Source organism: Myxococcales bacterium, from assembly GCA_016712525.1.
GTDB lineage: Bacteria > Myxococcota_A > Polyangia > Polyangiales > Polyangiaceae > JAAFHV01.
The window spans coordinates 709,727-726,692 of the sequence record JADJQX010000008.1 but is presented as its reverse complement, the minus strand read 5'-3'; the positions used below and the strand labels follow the sequence as shown (position 1 = coordinate 726,692).

17 protein-coding genes are annotated in these 16,966 nt (G+C 68.7%); 16 read left to right on the top strand and 1 reads right to left on the bottom strand.

Going from position 1 to position 16,966, the window contains the following annotated elements; all coding sequences use genetic code 11:
* The first annotated feature begins 9 nt into the window (after positions 1–9).
* From murD to IPK71_32535, 8 genes are all read left to right on the top strand, one after another.
* Complete coding sequence (murD, locus tag IPK71_32570; GenBank protein MBK8218491.1) at positions 10–1,332, top strand: UDP-N-acetylmuramoyl-L-alanine--D-glutamate ligase; 1,323 nt, start codon at positions 10–12, stop codon at positions 1,330–1,332.
* Positions 1,329–2,639: a putative lipid II flippase FtsW gene (gene ftsW, locus IPK71_32565; protein MBK8218490.1), complete on the top strand. Its 1,311-nt coding sequence runs from the start codon at positions 1,329–1,331 to the stop codon at positions 2,637–2,639. The genes murD and ftsW overlap by 4 nt, the downstream gene beginning before the upstream one ends.
* The gene (locus IPK71_32560) at positions 2,636–3,772 is read left to right on the top strand and encodes a UDP-N-acetylglucosamine--N-acetylmuramyl-(pentapeptide) pyrophosphoryl-undecaprenol N-acetylglucosamine transferase (protein ID MBK8218489.1); all 1,137 of its coding nucleotides are present in this window, start codon (positions 2,636–2,638) and stop codon (positions 3,770–3,772) included. Before ftsW ends, IPK71_32560 begins: the two co-directional genes overlap by 4 nt.
* Positions 3,772–5,187: a UDP-N-acetylmuramate--L-alanine ligase gene (locus IPK71_32555; GenBank protein ID MBK8218488.1), complete on the top strand. Its 1,416-nt coding sequence runs from the start codon at positions 3,772–3,774 to the stop codon at positions 5,185–5,187. Before IPK71_32560 ends, IPK71_32555 begins: the two co-directional genes overlap by 1 nt.
* On the top strand, positions 5,187–6,083 hold the full coding sequence (locus IPK71_32550; protein ID MBK8218487.1) for an FtsQ-type POTRA domain-containing protein: 897 nt from the start codon (positions 5,187–5,189) through the stop codon (positions 6,081–6,083). Before IPK71_32555 ends, IPK71_32550 begins: the two co-directional genes overlap by 1 nt.
* 112 nt (positions 6,084–6,195) lie before the next feature.
* On the top strand, positions 6,196–7,497 hold the full coding sequence (gene ftsA, locus IPK71_32545; GenBank protein MBK8218486.1) for a cell division protein FtsA: 1,302 nt from the start codon (positions 6,196–6,198) through the stop codon (positions 7,495–7,497).
* Between the two features lie 227 nt (positions 7,498–7,724).
* Positions 7,725–9,011 (top strand): cell division protein FtsZ, encoded by a 1,287-nt coding sequence (ftsZ, locus tag IPK71_32540; GenBank protein ID MBK8218485.1) that lies wholly within the window; start codon positions 7,725–7,727, stop codon positions 9,009–9,011.
* 95 nt (positions 9,012–9,106) lie between these two features.
* On the top strand, positions 9,107–9,394 hold the full coding sequence (locus IPK71_32535; GenBank protein MBK8218484.1) for a hypothetical protein: 288 nt from the start codon (positions 9,107–9,109) through the stop codon (positions 9,392–9,394).
* A gap of 31 nt (positions 9,395–9,425) precedes the next feature.
* Here IPK71_32535 and IPK71_32530 read toward each other — a convergent pair whose 3' ends face one another.
* Positions 9,426–10,313 carry a glycosyltransferase family 4 protein gene (locus IPK71_32530; protein MBK8218483.1) on the bottom strand — a complete coding sequence of 296 codons (888 nt, stop codon included), beginning with the start codon at positions 10,311–10,313 and terminating at the stop codon, positions 9,426–9,428.
* A 139-nt stretch (positions 10,314–10,452) separates the two neighbouring features.
* Here IPK71_32530 and IPK71_32525 point away from each other — a divergent pair, with 139 nt between their 5' ends.
* The 8 genes from IPK71_32525 (at position 10,453) to IPK71_32490 (ending at position 16,953) form a co-directional block, all read left to right on the top strand.
* Positions 10,453–12,432, top strand: coding sequence for a 3-isopropylmalate dehydratase (locus IPK71_32525; protein MBK8218482.1), 1,980 nt, complete (start codon positions 10,453–10,455; stop codon positions 12,430–12,432).
* A gap of 125 nt (positions 12,433–12,557) precedes the next feature.
* On the top strand, positions 12,558–13,121 hold the full coding sequence (locus tag IPK71_32520; protein ID MBK8218481.1) for a peptidylprolyl isomerase: 564 nt from the start codon (positions 12,558–12,560) through the stop codon (positions 13,119–13,121).
* 94 nt (positions 13,122–13,215) lie between these two features.
* Complete coding sequence (locus IPK71_32515) at positions 13,216–13,461, top strand: hypothetical protein (protein MBK8218480.1); 246 nt, start codon at positions 13,216–13,218, stop codon at positions 13,459–13,461.
* An 81-nt stretch (positions 13,462–13,542) separates the two neighbouring features.
* The gene (locus IPK71_32510; GenBank protein MBK8218479.1) at positions 13,543–13,740 is read left to right on the top strand and encodes a DUF1844 domain-containing protein; all 198 of its coding nucleotides are present in this window, start codon (positions 13,543–13,545) and stop codon (positions 13,738–13,740) included.
* A 254-nt stretch (positions 13,741–13,994) separates the two neighbouring features.
* A complete protein-coding gene (locus tag IPK71_32505; GenBank protein ID MBK8218478.1) occupies positions 13,995–14,876 on the top strand; it encodes a sigma-70 family RNA polymerase sigma factor in 882 nt (293 codons plus the stop codon).
* The gene (locus tag IPK71_32500; protein MBK8218477.1) at positions 14,873–15,409 is read left to right on the top strand and encodes a hypothetical protein; all 537 of its coding nucleotides are present in this window, start codon (positions 14,873–14,875) and stop codon (positions 15,407–15,409) included. The genes IPK71_32505 and IPK71_32500 overlap by 4 nt, the downstream gene beginning before the upstream one ends.
* Positions 15,409–15,885, top strand: a complete 477-nt coding sequence (locus IPK71_32495) for a hypothetical protein (protein ID MBK8218476.1) — start codon at positions 15,409–15,411, stop codon at positions 15,883–15,885. The genes IPK71_32500 and IPK71_32495 overlap by 1 nt, the downstream gene beginning before the upstream one ends.
* 165 nt (positions 15,886–16,050) lie before the next feature.
* On the top strand, positions 16,051–16,953 hold the full coding sequence (locus IPK71_32490) for an SH3 domain-containing protein (protein MBK8218475.1): 903 nt from the start codon (positions 16,051–16,053) through the stop codon (positions 16,951–16,953).
* The last annotated feature ends 13 nt before the right edge of the window (positions 16,954–16,966 follow it).

Below are 16,966 nucleotides of genomic sequence, written 5' to 3'. Positions count from 1 at the left end.
GACAAACGTGTGACCGTCGTCGGCCTCGGGAAGAGTGGCCTCGCCGCGGCCGAGCTCTGCCTCTCCCGCGGCGCGAAAGTGACACTCAACGACTCCAAAGATTCGGTCACCGGGCTCGAGCCTCTGCTCTCCCGCGGCGCCGTGTCGGCCCTGGGAGGGCACTCGGGAAAAGGCATCGAAGAGTCGGACCTCGTCGTGCTCTCCCCCGGGGTGCCGCCTTTCCCCGAGCTCGACGCCGCCCAGCGCCGCGGCGCCGAGATCGTGTCCGAGGTCGAGCTCGCCGTCCGTTGTTTGTCTCACCCCGCGCCGATCGTGGCCGTGGGCGGCACGAACGGAAAGTCGACCGTGACGACCTTGATCGGCGAGCTCCTCGCCGAGGGCGGCCGTAGCGTTTTCACCGGCGGAAACCTCGGAGAGCCGCTGTCGGCCCACGTGGACGAGACGTTCGACTTCGTGGTGCTCGAGGTCTCGAGCTTCCAAATGGAGCGCGTGTCCCGCTTCTGCCCGCGCGTCTCGCTCCTCTTGAACGTGACCCCCGATCACCTCGATCGCTACCCGTCGTTCGACGCGTACGCCGACGCGAAAGGGAACGCGTTCGTGGCGCAAGGTCCCGCCGATCTCGCCGTCGTGCCCTTCGGGGACGAGGTGTGCCTCGCGCAGGCGCGGCGCGGTCGTGGTCGCATCAAGACCTTCGGCGCCGACCCTCGGGCCGACGTGCTCGTGACCGACGCGGTGGTCCTCGAGCGCTCGCTCGGCGCGGCCTACCCGCGGTCGGATATTCGCCTCGCCGGCGGCCACAATGCGCTCAACGTCGCCGCGGCGCTCGCGGCCGTGGTCGACCTCGGGGTCTCGGAGGGCGACGTGAAGCGCGTGCTCGCGCGGTTCTCCGGCCTCGAGCACCGCACCGCGCTCGTCGCCGAAGTGGACGGGGTGCGCTACTACGACGACTCGAAGGGCACCAACGTCGGCGCCTCGGTCACGGCCATCTTGGGCCTCACGGAGCCGAAGGCCGTCGTGCTGCTCGGCGGAAAAGACAAGGGCGGCAGCTACGCCCCGCTCGTCGCCGCGCTCCGCGAGAAGGCCCGCGCCGCCGTCGTCTTCGGCGAGGCAGCTCCGCTCATCGGAGGCGCCATCGGTGACGCCGTCCCCTTCGAGGTCGCGACCGACATGGCCGACGCCGTGCGCCGCGCGCGCTCCCTCGCGAAGCCGGGCGACGCCGTGCTGCTCTCGCCCGCGTGCTCGAGCTTCGACATGTTCAAGGACTACAAGGAGCGCGGCGACGTGTTCGCCGCATGTGTCCGTAACCTCGAAGGAAAAGGAGGTTCGTCGTGAGCTTCCGCAACGTCCGCCGTGACCCGGTCGAGGCCGTGAAGAACCTGGCCGTGCCCCTCGACGCGAAGCCGAACGAGGAGGCGTCGCAGCGCCCCGTGGATCTCGTGCTCGCGGCCGTCGTCGTCGCGCTCATCGGCTTCGGCGTCGTGATGGTCTACAGCGCGTCGACCGTTCAAGGCACGACGCAGCACCACGACCCTCAGTTCTTCTTGAAGCGTCAGGGGTCCTTCGCGCTCGTGGCGCTGACGCTCTTCTTCGTGACGAGCCTCTTCGACTACCACAGGCTCTACAAGCTCACCTACCCGGTGCTCGTCTCGGTCGGGGCGCTCCTCGTCTTGTGCGTCGCCGGCTTCGGTCACACGGGCGGCGGCGCGACGCGTTGGCTCTCCGTCGGCCCGATCCACATCCAACCGGCCGAGCTCGCGAAGCTCGCGCTCGTGTCGTGGCTCGCCTACTCGCTCGCGAAGAAGGCCGAGAAGGTGAAGACGTTCACCGTGGGCTTCTTGCCTCACCTCCTCGTCGCCGGGGTGTTCGTGCTCCTCTGCATGAAGCAGCCGGACTTCGGGTCGGCCGTCGTGCTCTTGCTCCTCACGTTCACGATGCTGTTCGTCGCGGGCGCGAAGGTCGGGTACATCCTCGGCGCCACCATCTTGGGCGGGGCCTTCGCCGTCATCTCGATCGTGTCGCGCGAGTACCGGTACGCCCGCTACCTCGCGTGGATGAACATGGACGCGCACCGGCAAGACCTCGCGTACCAGCCGTTCCAGTCGGTCATGTCGTTCGGCTCCGGGGGCACGTTCGGGCTCGGCATCGGCCGCGGCCTCCAGACGCTCTACCTCCCCGAGGCCCACAACGACTTCGTCGCCGCGATCGTCGGCGAGGAACTCGGGTTCGTCGGCGTGCTCGGCCTCTCGGCCATCTTCTTCACGCTCGTCGCGCGCGGCGTGCGCGCGGCCCTCCGCGCCCCCGACGACTACGGGAGCTACCTCGCGTTCGGGATCTCGGCCATGTTCGGGATCCAGGCGATCTTGAACCTCTCCGTGGCGCTCGCGATCCTCCCCACGAAGGGCCTCACGCTCCCGTTCATCAGCTACGGCGGCTCGTCGCTGCTCATGAACGCCATCGCGGCCGGCGTGCTGCTCAACATCTCGCGTCAGGGCGAGAAGAAGACCGTCTACGAGACGCCGCTCCCTCCCGACGTGTCCGAGCGCCGCCGCGATGGCGACGAAGGGCTCCCCACGGACGGAGACGGCGCCGGAGACGACCTCGCGCTGCCCGGGCTCGACGACGCGGAAGGTGCCGAGTGAAAGACACGGTCTTCGTCTGTGCGGGCGGGACGGGAGGCCACGTCTTCCCGGGGCTCGCCGTGGCCGACGCGCTCACGAGCGTGGCCGACGTCGAGTGCCGCTTCTTCGGGACGGCGCGCGGCCTCGAGTCGCGTGTCGTGCCCGAGCGCGGATACCCGCTCGAGCTCTTGCCCGTCTCGCCGATGAAGGGCGGGGGCCCCGTGCGCTTCGCGAAGGGCGCGCTCTCCGTCGTCGCCTCTCTCGGGGCCGTGGCCGCCGAGTTTCGGAAGTACAAACCGAAGGCGGTCGTGTCGGTCGGTGGCTACTCGGCGGGGCCCGCGTCGGTCTTCGCGGTCGCGACCGGGGTGCCGCTCCTCGTCATCGAGCCGAACGCCGTGCCCGGGTTCACGCACCGGGCTCTCGCACGTTTCACCACTCGCGCCTACGTCGCCTGGGACGAGGTCAAGGCGACGTTCGGCGGGGATCGGGCGCGTGCGTTCGGCGTGCCGCTGCGGCGCGGGTTCGTACCGCGCACGTACGAGCCGGGTCCGTCCCGCAAGGTGCTCGTCCTCGGGGGGAGCCTCGGCGCTCAGGCGTTGAACGAGCGCCTGCCACCCGCGCTCGGCAAGGTGGCGAAGGACGTCTCCGGGCTCTCCGTCGTGCACCAGACGGGCAGAGACAAGGAGCCCCTCGTGCGCGCCCTCTACGACCGCGCGGGCGTCGCGAACGTGCGATGCGTGGACTTCCTCGACGACGTGGCCCAGGAGATCGCCTCGAGCGATCTGGTCGTCGCGCGGGCAGGCGCCGTCACCGTGGCCGAGATCGCGTGCCTCGGCCGGCCGAGCCTGCTCGTGCCCTTTCCCTACGCGGCGGACGACCACCAGCTGAAGAACGCCCTGCTCTACGAAGGACGAGGCGCCTGCCGCGTGGTGGCGCAGGACCGGGCCACGGTGGACCGTTTGTCGTCCGAGATAACCCGCGTGCTCGCGGACCCGGAGCTGCGCTCGAACATGGCTCGTGCCGCGCAGCGCGCCGGGCGACCCGACGCGGCGATCGAGGTCGCGTGCGACGTCGTCGAGCTATGCGGGCTCACGCTGCGGTCTCAAGAGCGTGGTTCCACGACCGGCGCGCGCCGGCCCCGGGAGGTTCACTGATGTTTCGCGGTCGTGTGAGGAGCGTGCATTTCGTCGGGATCGGTGGCATCGGGATGAGCGGCCTCGCCGAGATCCTGCGCACGATGGACTTCGAGGTGTCGGGCTCGGACCTCAAAGGGAACGACATCACGAAGCGCCTCGAGACGCTCGGGGTGCGCGTGGTCACGGGGCACCGGGCCGAGAACGTCGTCGGCGCCGACGTCGTCGTGTACTCGTCCGCCATCAAGCCCGACAACCCCGAGCTCGTCCGCGCGCGGGCCCTCGACATCCCCATCATCCCGCGCGGCGAGATGCTCGCCGAGCTGATGCGTGTAAAATACACGGTTGCCATCGCGGGCTCCCACGGGAAGACGACCACGACGTCGCTCGTGGCCACGGTGCTCCGCGCCGCCGGCCTCGATCCGACCGTAGTCGTCGGGGGCAAGGTCAACGCCCTCGGCTCGAACGCGCGTCTCGGGGCGGGGGATCTCTTCGTGGCCGAGGCCGACGAGTCCGACGGCTCGTTCCTGCGCCTCACGCCGACGATCGGCGTCATCACGAACATCGACGCGGAGCACCTCGATCACTACGGCTCGCACGCCGGCGTGAAGGACGCGTTCGTCGAGTTCGCGAACAAAATTCCGTTCTACGGCCTCGCGATCATGTGCATGGACCACCCGCACGTCCAAGAGATCGTGCCGCGTGTCGGGCGCCGCGTGATGACGTACGGCGTGTCGCGTCAGGCCGACTTCCGCGCGCGCCACGAGCAGTACCTCGGCTTCTCGACCCGGTTCGAGGCCACGAAGCGCGGCGAGCCGCTCGGGGAGTTCACCGTGCGCATGCCGGGCGCGCACAACGTGTTGAACGCCCTCGCCGTGATCGCCGTGGCCGACGAGCTCGAGGTCCCGCTCGACGTGGTCAAAGAGGCGATCGCTGGGTTCCATGGTGTCCAGCGGCGCTTCACGGTGGTCTCCCAGCCCACGATCACGCGCGGGGGCAAGACGGGCGACGTGCTCCTCATCGACGACTACGGCCATCACCCGGCCGAGGTCGAGGTCACGCTCGACGCCGCGCAGCGAGGGTTCGAGCGGCGCGTGGTCGTGGCGTTCCAGCCGCACAGGTACACGCGCACGAGGGACCTCTTCGGTGAGTTCACGCGCGCCTTCAACAAAGCCGACGTGCTCCTCGTGACGGAGGTGTACGCCGCGGGCGAGGCGCCGATCGCCGGTGCGAACGGCGAGCACTTGGCCAACGCGATCCGCGCGCACGGCCACAAAAACGTGCGCTACGTCGCCGACAAGAAAGACGTCGCCGCAGAGCTCGAGAAGATCGTGCGCCCGGGCGACATCGTGTTCGCGCTCGGGGCAGGGGACATCAACGCCCAGATCCGCGAGCTCTCGAAGCGCCTCGAGGCCGAGGCCAAGGACCCTGCCTGATGCGCCCCTCGAACCGAAAGCTCCGCGTCGACGAGCTCGACGAAGCCGCCCCCGCCGAGCCCCTCGAGCCCGCTCCGGCACGGAAGCGTCGAGCCGAAGCGCCCCCCGCCGCAGGGCCGAAGCGCGCGCCGCTCGGGCCCGGGCTCGCGCGGGCCGTGGCGTTCGGTCGCGTCCTCGCGGGCCTCGTGCTCGTCGTCGGCCTCGCGTTCGGTGTGGCCTACTCCGCGCGAAAATACGTCAAAACCACCCCTCGCTTCGCGGTGAACGAGGTGATCGTGCTCGGGCAGAAGCACAGGTCCGTGGACGAGATCGTGGCGCTGTCCGGGGTAACGAAAGGCCGCAACGTGTTCTCGGTCGACCTGGATGCGGCGCGCGCGCAGATCCTCCAAGACCCTTGGGTGAAAGAGGCGCGCCTCGAGCGCCGTCTGCCCGGGACCGTCACCATCTCGATCGAGGAGCGGAAGGCCGCGGGGCTCGTCGCCGCCGGGGACACGTACCTGGTCACGGCCGAGGGCGAGCTCTTCAAGAAGCTCGAGCCCGGAGATCCGACCGACCTCCCCATCGTCACCGGCATCACCGTGCAGCTCCTGACCGAAGACAAAAAGGGCGCCGAGGCCGCGGTGAAGAGGGGGCTCGAGCTCGCCGCGGAGTACGAGCGGACGTCGCTCGCGAAGCGGTCACCGCTCCAAGAGGTCCACGTGTCGGGCACGCTCTCCTCGTCGCTCGTGGTCGGCAAGAGCGCGATGACCATCGAGCTCGGGGAGGCCCCGTTCCGCCGCAAGCTCGAACAGGCCGCGAGGGTGGTCGCCGAGCTCGACAAACGTGGTGCGAAGGCCGACGCGATCCTGCTCGACGACGACGCACGGCCCGACCGGGTGGTCGTTCGGATGCGCTAGGTCGTCCCGTAAGTTCCCGGAAAGACGGAGCTTTTTTGGCATCGTTCGGCGCCGCGGAAAACGTCGCCGAAATTTTGGCCCGAGCCTCCCCAGCGTGCGATTCCGAGACAGGATGAGCACGCAAGCATCGCAGGGTGAAATCGTCGTGGGCCTCGACATCGGGACGACCAAGGTGTGCGCGGTCGTCGGCGAGGTGGGCGAGGACGGGATCACGATCCTCGGAGTGTCGCAGGTGCCTTGCCGCGGACTGCGGAAGGGCATCGTGTCGAACATCGACTGGACGGTGCGGTCGATCAAGGACGCCATCGAGGCGGCCCAGACCATGGCCGGCGTCGAGATCCGCACGGTCTTCGCGGGCGTAGCCGGGAGCCACATCCGCTCGCAGCCGTCCGACGGAGTGGCGGCGATCGCGGGTGGAGAGGTCACGCGCGCCGACGTCGAGCGCGTGCTCGAGGGCGCCCGCGCCATCCCGGTCGACGCGGACCGGCAGATCCTGCACGTGCTCCCGCGGGAGTACACGGTCGACGTCCAAGACGGGATCCGCGATCCTATCGGGATGAGCGGCGTCCGACTCGGCGCCAAGGTGAACTTGGTCACCGCGGCGACGAGCTGCGTCCAGAACGTGATCCGCTGCGCCGAGCGCTGCGATCTCGTGGTGGCCGACGCCGTGCTCGAGTCGCTCGCGAGCGCCGAGGCCGTGCTCAGCGAGGACGAGAAGGAGATCGGCGCCGCGGTGATCGACATCGGCGGCGGCACCACAGACGTCATCCTCTACGTCGACGGCGGCATCGCGCACACGTTCGTCATCCCGGTCGGCGGAAACAACATCACGAGCGACATCGCCGCGGGGCTCCGGACGCCGATGGCCGAGGCCGATCGGCTCAAGCAGAAGCACGGCTGCGCCCTCGGGCGTATGGTGGGCGACGAAGAGGAGATCGAGGTGCCGGGTGTCGGCGGCCACCAGCCGCGGCGCACTGCCCGTCGGGTCTTGTCGGATATCGTGGAGCCGCGCGTCGAGGAGATGTTCGCGGTCATCCGGAAGCGCATCGAGGACACGGGGTTGCTCGAGCAGCTCTCGGCCGGGGCCATCCTCACGGGCGGGGCGGTCCTCCTCGAGGGAATGCCCGAGTTCGCCGAAGAGATCCTCGGAATGCCCGTGAGGCTCGGGTATCCGACCGGCGTCCGCGGTCTCACTCAGCTCGTGCAAGGCCCGCAGTACGCCACGGCCGTCGGTCTCGTGAAATACGGCGCACAGGCCATTACCGAAGCCGAGTCGCGCGCGCCCGCGCCACCGACGTCGCTCACGCGCCAGAAGGCCACCGTGAAGAAGGCCGTCGTGGCCGAGGCCGAGGCGCCCGAAGCCGCCAAGCCGCAAGGCAACAAAGTTTGGGAGTGGCTGAAGGCCGCTTTCTGAAAGAGCCTGTCGCGCGAAATCGCGCGGCTCCAATGTAGGACAAATCTTCGCCGAAGATTTGAGGCCCGACTCCGAACGAATGTAGAAGTAGATGAATAAGGACGAAGTCGTCCGCTCCGGGAAGAGGCGCCCGGGTCGAGCTGGCTAGTCCGCGCGAGTGCCGAAGAGGCTCGCGTGACAGACGATTAGGACCAGGGGCGAAAGGGCCCTCCCGGGAGGCTACGGTCATGAGTTTTTCCATCGAGTTCGCGGACGAGTCGCAGGAGTACCAGGCTCGCATCAAGGTGATTGGCTGTGGCGGCTCCGGCGGCAACGCGGTCAATACGATGATCAACTTCGGCCTCGAGGGCGTGGAGTTCATCGTCGTGAACACCGACGTCCAGGCCCTCAACGCGAACGCGGCGCCCACGAAGCTCACGATCGGGCAGAACATCACGAAGGGCCTCGGCGCCGGCGCCGACCCCGACCGCGGTCGTAAGGCCGCCCTCGAGGACGTCCAGCGCATCAAGGAGCTCATCGCCGGGGCCGACATGGTCTTCATCACCGCCGGTATGGGCGGCGGCACGGGCACGGGAGCCGCGCCGATCATCGCGCAGATCGCCCGGGAAGAGGGCGCGCTCACGGTGGGCGTCGTCACGAAGCCCTTCCTGTTCGAGGGGCGGCAGCGCTCGCGTCGCGCCGAGCAGGGCCTCGCGCAGCTCGCCGAGCAGGTCGACACGCTCATCACGATCCCGAACCAGAAGCTCCTCATGATCGGCGACGAGGACCTCACCTTCATCGACGCCTGCCGCAAGGCCGACGAGGTCCTCTACCAGGCCGTGAAGGGCATCAGCGATCTCATCACCCAGAGCGGCATCGTCAACGTCGACTTCGCCGACGTGAAGACCGTCATGAGCAACATGGGCCGCGCCCTCATGGGCACCGGCATCGCGAAGGGGCAGAACCGCGCCCGCATGGCCGCGGAGATGGCGATCTCGTCGCCGCTCCTCGACGACATCTCGGTCGACGGCGCCACGGGCGTGCTCATCAACGTCGTCGGTGGCTCCGACATGCGCATGAAGGAGATCGAAGAGGCCGCGTCGCTCGTGCAGGAGCAGGCGCACGAGGACGCGAACATCATCTTCGGCGCGAGCATCGACGAGACGCTCGGCGAGAACCTCAAGGTCACCGTCATCGCCACCGGGTTCGATTCGCTCGAGCGCGAGCGCGAGGCCGAGTCGCACGCGCGGGCCTCGTCGCAGGCGCCGCAGACGATCTCGTCCTTCGCCCCGCGGTCGACGTCGTCGTTCGCGCCGGCGCCTCGCCAGAGCCAAGCCCCCGCGGCCTCGGCCGACATGATCCCCGCGCTCTCGACCCGGCGCACGGCCCCCGTCGCGCGCGAGCAGGCGCCCGACTCGCGTATGTACCCGGCGTCGCAGCCGCGCCTCGCGGTGCGCGAGCGGCCGTCCCACGCGTCGTTCCCCGCGTTCGACAACGACTGGGACGTGCCCGCGTTCCAACGCAAGGGTCAGTAAGTATCCAGAAGTACGAATGAATTGGCGAGCGGCTCTCCCGGGTCGCTCGCCCGTCTCGTTTCGAACGGGGCCCCAGCGTCGTGGTACGTTGACGCATGGCCGAGGGTTCTCCGTACCGCGAGGTCGAGCGTCGAGGCGCCGTGCTCAGCCCCGAGGAGCGGCGTCGCATCATCGACTCGCTGCTCGCCGAGCCCGAGCAGCGATCGCGGGAGCGAGCCCACCGTCGCGCCCAGGGAGATTCGTCACGGAAGCTCGCCATGGGCGGCGCGGTCGTTTCGGTCCTCGTGCTCGTCGTCCTCGCCGAGCCGCGCCTCCTCGGGACGCTGATGGCGACGGTGACGGTCGCCGCGGTCGCGTGGCTCGGGATCTCCCGGAGGCGGTGACACAGGGGCGGGCCCGAGGCGCGGCGGGCGCCTACACGTGGACGACGGCCGTGCCCAGGGCGGCAGCTTCTCGGAGCACGGTCGAGAGCCCCTCTTCTTCCGAAGCGAAAGCGAGCGCGTCGGCCGCGGCGATCCACGCGAGCGCCTCCGGACGAGACGTCTTTCCGACGAAACGCGCAGGGACGGAGAGGCGCTCGGCGAGGCGGGTCAGGCTCGGTCGCTCGGGCCCGTCCCCGACGACGACGAGGTCGACGGGCTCGCCGCGCTTCTGCCGATCGGCCACGTGGTAGAGCACACGATCGACGCGCTTTTTGTGGACGAGGCGCCCGACGCTCACGAAGAGGGGCCGCCCCGACGAACGTCGCATGGCGACGTTCTCGGGCGAGATATGAGGGATTTCCAGCGGCGGGGGGACGACCGTGGCCACCCGATCGAGCTCGGTCCGCGCGCCTTTTCCGAGCGTTCGGAAGAGGGACGAGAGGAGCGCCTCCGAGACGAACCGCCACCGCTCGGCGCGCCGGGCGATTCGGGTGACGACGTCGTCTCGCACGGGGGCCGGGAGCGTCGCGAGGAGCCGCACGTCTCCCCCGTGGGACACGGCGTCGAGGGGGGAGCGGCTGTCCATCGCGATCGGGAACGCCGACGGCACGACCCAGTGGGCCACGACGCGGTCGAAGCCCCCGCGTGTCACGATGGCGCGCGCGTTCCGGACGAAGTCGCCGATCTCGAGGATCCTCGGCGGAAAAGCGCGAACTCGCGCCGCCACCCCCGGCCAGCCGAACGCGCCACCGGGGCGCGGTGTGACGACCTCCACGTCGTGCCCGAGGGCGCGGAGCTCGACGACCTCGGCGAGGACGAAGTGACCGCTCGGGTCGCCGGGGCTCTCCGGGTAGCTCGTTGTGACGACCGCGATGCGCAAGCCCGAGCCCCATAGCCAATCGGCGACCGAGAACCAAGGAGAAAGGGGTGGACGCACCTCTTCGCGGCGGTGCGCAATCGCCTTTGCAGATGCGGTCCTGACCCGCGAAAGCGGCCCGCCTTTCTGATAAGGAGAGGGCATGTCGGCACCCGAGAACGCGGTCAAAATCGAAGGTCGGATTCTGTACGTCACCGAGGACCAGGAGCTCCTCGCCGAGCAGCTCGCGGGAAAGTCGCTCGCGTTCGACGCGGACCGCCCGCTCGTGTCGAACATCTCGACCGACGAGCTTACCCCCGGGTGGGTCTGTTACTACTACGACGAGACGCTCGGCCGGTACTGCCTCGTCGGCCTTCGGGGCGGCAAAATCCTCAAAGATTCCATCAAGAACGGCGGGTTCGGCGTCATCGTGAGCGGCATCTCCAAGGGGTGCGGCTCGAGCCGCGAGACGGCGCCCTACAGCGAGCTCGTCTGCGGCGTCCGGCTCGTCATCGCGAAGAGCATCGAGAAGATCTACCGCCAGAACGCGCAGAACATCGGCCTCCTCACGAGCACCGATTTCTCGCTCATCCCACGCATCGAGCGGGGTGAGGCGATCCCCATGAGCGAGTTCACGAAGGGGCTCGACCCGATCAGCGCCGGGATCGTCGAGCACGGGGGCCTCTTCGCCTACAACCGCGCTCGCCTCGCCGGAGCGGTCTCGCCTCCGAAGATCGAGACGGCCCCGCGCAAGCTCACGCTGTGCGAGAAAATCCTGGCTTCCCACGCGATCGTCGACGCCAAGTCGGGCGCGGTCGGCGTGCCCGCCGTCACCCCCGGAGACGCGTTCTTCGCCCGGACCGACGTGCGCTTCAGCCACGAGTACGTGACGCCGATGGCCGAGTCCTTGTTCGTGAAGGAGATGGGCAAGGACGCGAAGGTCACCGAGCCCGAGAGCGTGTTCGCGTTCCGTGACCACCTCACGTTCCTCGATTTGGTCATGCCCAAGGCTCACCGCGACATGGGCCTCAAGGAGCAGGCCGAGGAGCTCGCGACGGTCCAAGAGTCGTTTACGAAGAGGCAGGGCGTGAGGCTCTACGGCGAGGTCGTCCGCGAGGGGAAGCTCGTCGGCTCGGAGGCCATCTGCCACAACAAGGTCATCGAGGAGATCGCGCTCCCGGGCCAGCTCGTCATCGGCACCGACTCGCACACGTGCATGGCGGGCGCGCTCGGATGTTTCGCGTTCGGGGTCGGCTCGACCGACATGGCCAACGCCTGGCTCACGAGGGACGTTCGTGTCACGGTCCCCGAGACCGCGCGGTTCGTCCTCACGGGCAAGCTCTCTCCGGGCGTCTGCGCCAAGGACGTGATGCTCCACATCCTCTCGCAGGAGTTCTTCAAGTCCGGCGCGGGCATCGGCAAGGTGCTCGAGTTCGCGGGGGACGGCGTCCGCGGCCTCTCGCTCGACGAGCGCGCGACCCTCACGAACATGGCGGTCGAGGCGGGGGGCTTCACCGGCATCATCGAGGCCGACGAGGTCGTGGTCGACTACCTCGTCGCTCAACGCGGTCTCTCCGCCGAAGACGTCCGCGCGCGCATCGTCCGGGCCGACGAGGGCGCGTCCTACCTCGCGACCTTCGAGGTCGATCTCTCCGCGATCCGCCCGATGGTGGCGACCCCCGGCGATCCTCGCAACGGCGTGCCCCTCGAGGCGCTCGAGCAGGTCGAAGGGCGCGAGGTCGCGATCCAGATCGCGTACGGCGGCTCGTGCACCGGCGGCAAGAAGGCCGACATGGACATGTACGCCGAGGTGCTCAAAGCCGCGCTCGCCAAGGGAAAGCGCGTGAAAGACGGCGTGCACCTCTACATCCAGTTCGGCTCGCAGGACATCCGGCGCTACGCCGAGCAGAAGGGCTACCTCACGATCTTCGCCGACGCCGGCGCCGAGCTCGTCGACCCGTCGTGCGGGGCATGCATCAAGGCCGGCCCCGGCGTGAGCGACTCGCCCGAGCAGGTGACCGTGAGCGCGATCAACCGGAATTTCCCTGGCCGAAGCGGCCCTGGGAAGGTGTACCTCGCGAGCCCCCTCGTCGTCGCGGCGAGCGCCGTGCTCGGGAAGATCGCGTCCCCCGACGACCTCTGAAGGGTCGCGGGAGGGCCGACCGATCTCACCCCGTTCGAGCTCCCCGGGGCTCACTCGCCAAGGGGCGCCGATTTCCGCGGTGCCCCTTCGCCTTTTCCAGGAAAGCGCGGTAAAGGCGGCGCATCATGGACAGCATCCAAACGAACGCGTTCGTCGTCCTCGACTACATCCTCCGCGACGCCGAAGGCGAGATCGTCGACCGGAGCGACGAAGGCGAGGGCGAGCCCATTCGGTACGTGCATGGGTACGGCATGCTCGTGCCAGGGCTCGAGGCGCGCCTCGTGGGCATGAAGCAGGGCGAATCGCGGGAGATCGCGGTCCCCGCCGCCGAGGCGTTCGGCGAGTACGACGAGGAGCTCGTGCTCGAGGTCGATCGCGGAGAGCTGCCCGACCCGAAGGCCGTCGTCGTGGGCGACGAGCTCGTCGCCGAGTCTCCGGACGGCGAGGAGGCCTCCATGCACGTCGTCGAGGTCCACGACGATCACGTCGTCGTCGACGCGAACCACCCGCTCGCGGGGGTCGATCTCTCGTACGCCATCACGGTCGTCGAGCTGCGCGCCGCGACCGCCGAAGAGATCGAGGACGCGGCCCGCGAGCTCGAGGACTCGGAGGACGCCCACCACGTCCACGGTCCCGACTGCGGCCACGACGCCGACCTCGTGCAGCTCGGAAAAAAGCTCACGAACTGAACGAGTGTTCACGCTTCGGCCGCGCGAGGTCGTTGCCATTCACGCCCTGGTTCGCTAGGCCAAGGCGCTGCCCGTAGAAAGGTTTGAGAACCCCATGAGCCAGAAGACGATGTCCGCTTTCGATCTCGACATCCGTGTCCGCGACCGCCACCTGAAGAGTGGGGCCCTCTCCGAGAAGGACGTCGAGAAGTTCCTCACCGGTCTCCCCGACCTCGCGGACGCGGCCGAGCCGGTCTCGCTCGCCCAGCCCGCGCTCGCCCAGCCCGAAGAGGCCGACGACGAGGACGAGGACGACGGCGACGGCGACGAAGGCGAGACCCCCGCCTCCGAGCCCGGCTGAGCCGTGGCGTCCGACGCGGAGCAGGAGCTCCCCCACATCGATTTCGCGACGTTCGTGCTCTCGGTGAGCCATTCGGCGCTCATGCACCTCGGCGAGGCTCCCCACCCCGAGGACGGGCGGATCGAGAAGAACCTCCCCCTCGCGAAGCAGAACATCGACCTTCTGGGCCTCCTCGAAGAGAAGACCAAGGGCAACCTGACGGGCGACGAGGAGCGTCTCCTCAGCCAGGTCCTGTTCGACGTTCGTATGCGCTACGTCGAGCTCACGAAGAAGCACTGATCGGCCCTAGCAGCAGCCCTGTCGATTTTCGGACCGAGGCCGTTCGACGTCCGCGCCCGCCGACGGGGGACGGGAAAACGTCAACGGGCTGCTACGTCGCGGCGAGGCCTCACGGTTCTCCGTGAGCCCGCCGCGTCTTTCGTTCGTGCGGCGGTTCGCACACATCGCCCTTCACGTGGGAGGCACCGGCCGATGACGATTTCGGTGGTGCGCGGCGAAAACGTACTACCTTGGAGTACCGGTCCATGACGGCGATGCCTCCGGAGAGCCCCGAGTCCCCCGGGGAAGGCCCGCGACGCGGCTCCGTGCGCCCGGACGGCCCGGCGGCGAACGACGGCCAGGCGCCCGAGGCGACGGGCGAGGTGCGCCCTCGGCCCAACATGCCGGCACGGCCCCTGAATACCGGCTCTCCCGATGCGTCCAACGCCAAGTTAGCCCGCATCAAGGAAGCCGAGGAAGATCGTGAGCTCATCGCGCGCGCGCAAAACGGAGACAAGGTTGCCTTTCGACGGCTCGTCGAACGGCACCAACGCCGTGCGTTCGCCATCGCGCTCTCTCTCGTCCGCGACGAAAATGACGCTCGGGAGCTCGTCCAAGACGCGTTCCTCCGCGTGTACAAGGGCCTCGGGACCTTCCAAGGCGGTTCGTCGTTCTTCACGTGGCTCTACCGCATCATCACGAACCTCAGCATCGACCTCATTCGAAAGCCTGGTCGCCAGCTCGTCGAGCTCGAGCCGTCCCGGGTCGACGCGGACGACGCCCGCGACTCGGAGTACCCGCTCGTCGCCCGAATCGACGGGGCCGACCCGATCGACGTGGTTCGCCGTCGTGAGATCGCCGCACGCCTCAAGGTGGCGCTCGATGCCCTCCCTCCCTACCACCGGGGGGTCATCGTGATGCGCGAGATCGAAGGGCTCAGCTACGAGGAGATGGCGCAGGCCATGAACGTGTCGAAGGGCACGATCATGAGCCGCCTCTTCCACGCCCGACAGAAGCTCCAGAAGGCCCTCGCCGATTGTTACGGCGAGCAGGTCGACGGCCCCATCCGAGGCCGCAACGAAGACGACGCTGCCGCCGAGCCGGCGGACGAACCCGAGTCGGACGCCTCCGACGACGACGAGCGAGGCACCCCATGAGCCTTCCGATGACCACTCTCCTCATGCTCCAGGCGTATGCCGATGGCGAGCTCGATGGCGACGAGCTCGCGGAGGCCGAGCGTGTGCTCGACGAGAGCGCCCATGCCCGCGAGTTCGTGTCGTCTCTCGGCGTCTTGACCCACGCCGCACGCGCCGCTGTCGCGCTCGAGCCTCTCCCCGAGGTCGACCTCACGGACGCCATCTTCGCCAAGATCGACGCCGAGCCCTCGGCGCGGCCGGCCGCTGCGGTGTCGAGCCTCGCCGCCGCGCGCGATCGCCGGGCCAAGCGCTCGCAGATGGTCGTGGTGGTCGGAGCGCTCGCCATGGCGGCCGCGGGCATCTTGTTCTTGCGCGGACGCAACGCCGAGCCCGGTAAGGCCGAACTGGCGCAGGCCGGGCAAGATCGCGGCGTCGAGGTGTCCAGCATCGACTCGAACGACGACTCGAACGTCTCCGTGTTTTACCTGCCGGCCTCGGGAGGCAACGCCGCCTCGAGCGTCGTCGTGTGGATCGACGACAAAGGAGCCCCTTGATGCGTGCGATGACCCGCAGGAACGTACTCTCGGCCGCGCTGTTCGCGTCGGCGGCGCTCGTGTCGGGGGTGGCCGTAGCCGGCGCGCCCTCGAAGGTGAAAGCGGAGGTCATGGTGATCCACGCCACGAAGGGGCCCGAGCCAGGCTCGTACGACGCTCGTATCGGCGACGTCTCGCGCCTCAAAGAGCCGCCATTCAGCGCCTTCAACACCTACAAGCTCCTCGACAAACAGACCCTCGAGCTCGAGTCGGGCAAGAACGGCTCGGTGAAGCTCCCCAACGGCCGAAGCCTCCAGGTTTCGTACGCCGGGCTCACCCCCGACAACCGCCACGACGTCTCGGCGTCGATAAGCCAAGCCGACGGGAACTCGTTCTTGAAGCTCCTTCGGGTATCGGCTTCGGTCGGGCAGACCTTCTTCGTGGCCGGGCAGTCGTACCAAGGTGGCAACCTGGTCCTGGCGATCACGCTCCGCTAGGCCAAGGTCGTTCGCGATGGGGCCCGCACGCTCGTCAGGGGTGCGGGCCTCGTGTGTTTCGAACGCGGGATTCGGGGGGGCTCGGCCGGCGTTGTCTTCGCCGGAGATTTTCCTTCGCCCGTACCTTCGTGGTAATGCCGAAGAACTCCGAGGTTTTTGCCAGAGATGAAGAAGCCCGCTCCCGTCGTCGTCGACGTCCCCGAGGACGATTCCCCATCGTGGGGAAAGGTGGGCACGATCGCGATCATCGGCTTCGTGGTCGGTGTCGCGTGGCCTCGGCTCACCGGCGTGAAGCTCGGTCCGAGCGCTCCCTCCGAGTCGACCCAAGCTGCGGCGGGCTCGAGCCAGCGGGCGCCCGAAGCCCCCCACGAGATCCCCCTCTCGGCTCAAGCGCCCAACACCAAACCCTCTGCGAGCCCGAGCGCGTCGGCCTCGGCGCGGCCCCCATCTGCCCCGTCCGTGGTGTCGGTCAACGTCGGGCCGGGGGCGGTCGTCTCGTGCAAGACGAGCGACGGTGAAGCGCGCAAAGGGACGAAAGAGTGCGGCCCCTCGGGGTTCGACGCCGTCGCCGTGCCGCGCCTCAAGAACCTCGGCCAGTGCGCGGCCGCGGCCAACGAAAAGGGTAAGCTTTCCGCGGTGTTCACCGTCGACTACGGGGGAGGCCGCATGGACATGAGCCTCGGCAAATCGTCGACCGTGCAGAACCCCGAAGCGTTCCTCGGGTGCATGCGGACCGAGTTCAACGGGGTCGTCTTGAAGGGGCTCTCTCACGAGCACCCGCGGTACGTCGTCGCGTACGGGGTCACCTTCGAGGCCCCGAAGGACGAGCCCAAGGCCGACCCCGGCAAGACGGGGGACGCCAAGCCCAACGATGGAAAGGCCGAGTCCGGCTCGGCGGTCGTCACGTGGGAGACGGCCCTCTTGCGCGACGCTCCGAAGACCGGTGCGGTCGTCGTTCGCCTCCCTCGTGGCACCAAGGTGACGATCCAGTCGTCTCGCGACGGCTGGTTCAAGGTGACCTGCCCCGAAGGTGAGGGGTGGGTCTACAGGGGCGCGATCGGCAAGTAGCGCCGCGCGCGAT

Excerpts from the sequence above, each read along its gene's own strand:
- IPK71_32510 (MBK8218479.1), top strand. The coding sequence starts at position 13,543 with ATGCACCTCGGCGAGGCTCCCCACCCCGAGGACGGGCGGATCGAGAAG.
- IPK71_32495 (MBK8218476.1), top strand. The coding sequence starts at position 15,409 with ATGCGTGCGATGACCCGCAGGAACGTACTCTCGGCCGCGCTGTTCGCG.
- IPK71_32535 (MBK8218484.1), top strand. The coding sequence starts at position 9,107 with ATGGCCGAGGGTTCTCCGTACCGCGAGGTCGAGCGTCGAGGCGCCGTG.
- IPK71_32490 (MBK8218475.1), top strand. The coding sequence starts at position 16,051 with ATGAAGAAGCCCGCTCCCGTCGTCGTCGACGTCCCCGAGGACGATTCC.
- ftsA (MBK8218486.1), top strand. The coding sequence starts at position 6,196 with ATGAGCACGCAAGCATCGCAGGGTGAAATCGTCGTGGGCCTCGACATC.
- IPK71_32550 (MBK8218487.1), top strand. The coding sequence starts at position 5,187 with ATGCGCCCCTCGAACCGAAAGCTCCGCGTCGACGAGCTCGACGAAGCC.
- IPK71_32555 (MBK8218488.1), top strand. The coding sequence starts at position 3,772 with ATGTTTCGCGGTCGTGTGAGGAGCGTGCATTTCGTCGGGATCGGTGGC.
- IPK71_32520 (MBK8218481.1), top strand. The coding sequence starts at position 12,558 with ATGGACAGCATCCAAACGAACGCGTTCGTCGTCCTCGACTACATCCTC.
- IPK71_32500 (MBK8218477.1), top strand. The coding sequence starts at position 14,873 with ATGAGCCTTCCGATGACCACTCTCCTCATGCTCCAGGCGTATGCCGAT.
- ftsZ (MBK8218485.1), top strand. The coding sequence starts at position 7,725 with ATGAGTTTTTCCATCGAGTTCGCGGACGAGTCGCAGGAGTACCAGGCT.
- IPK71_32515 (MBK8218480.1), top strand. The coding sequence starts at position 13,216 with ATGAGCCAGAAGACGATGTCCGCTTTCGATCTCGACATCCGTGTCCGC.
- IPK71_32525 (MBK8218482.1), top strand. The coding sequence starts at position 10,453 with ATGTCGGCACCCGAGAACGCGGTCAAAATCGAAGGTCGGATTCTGTAC.
- IPK71_32505 (MBK8218478.1), top strand. The coding sequence starts at position 13,995 with ATGCCTCCGGAGAGCCCCGAGTCCCCCGGGGAAGGCCCGCGACGCGGC.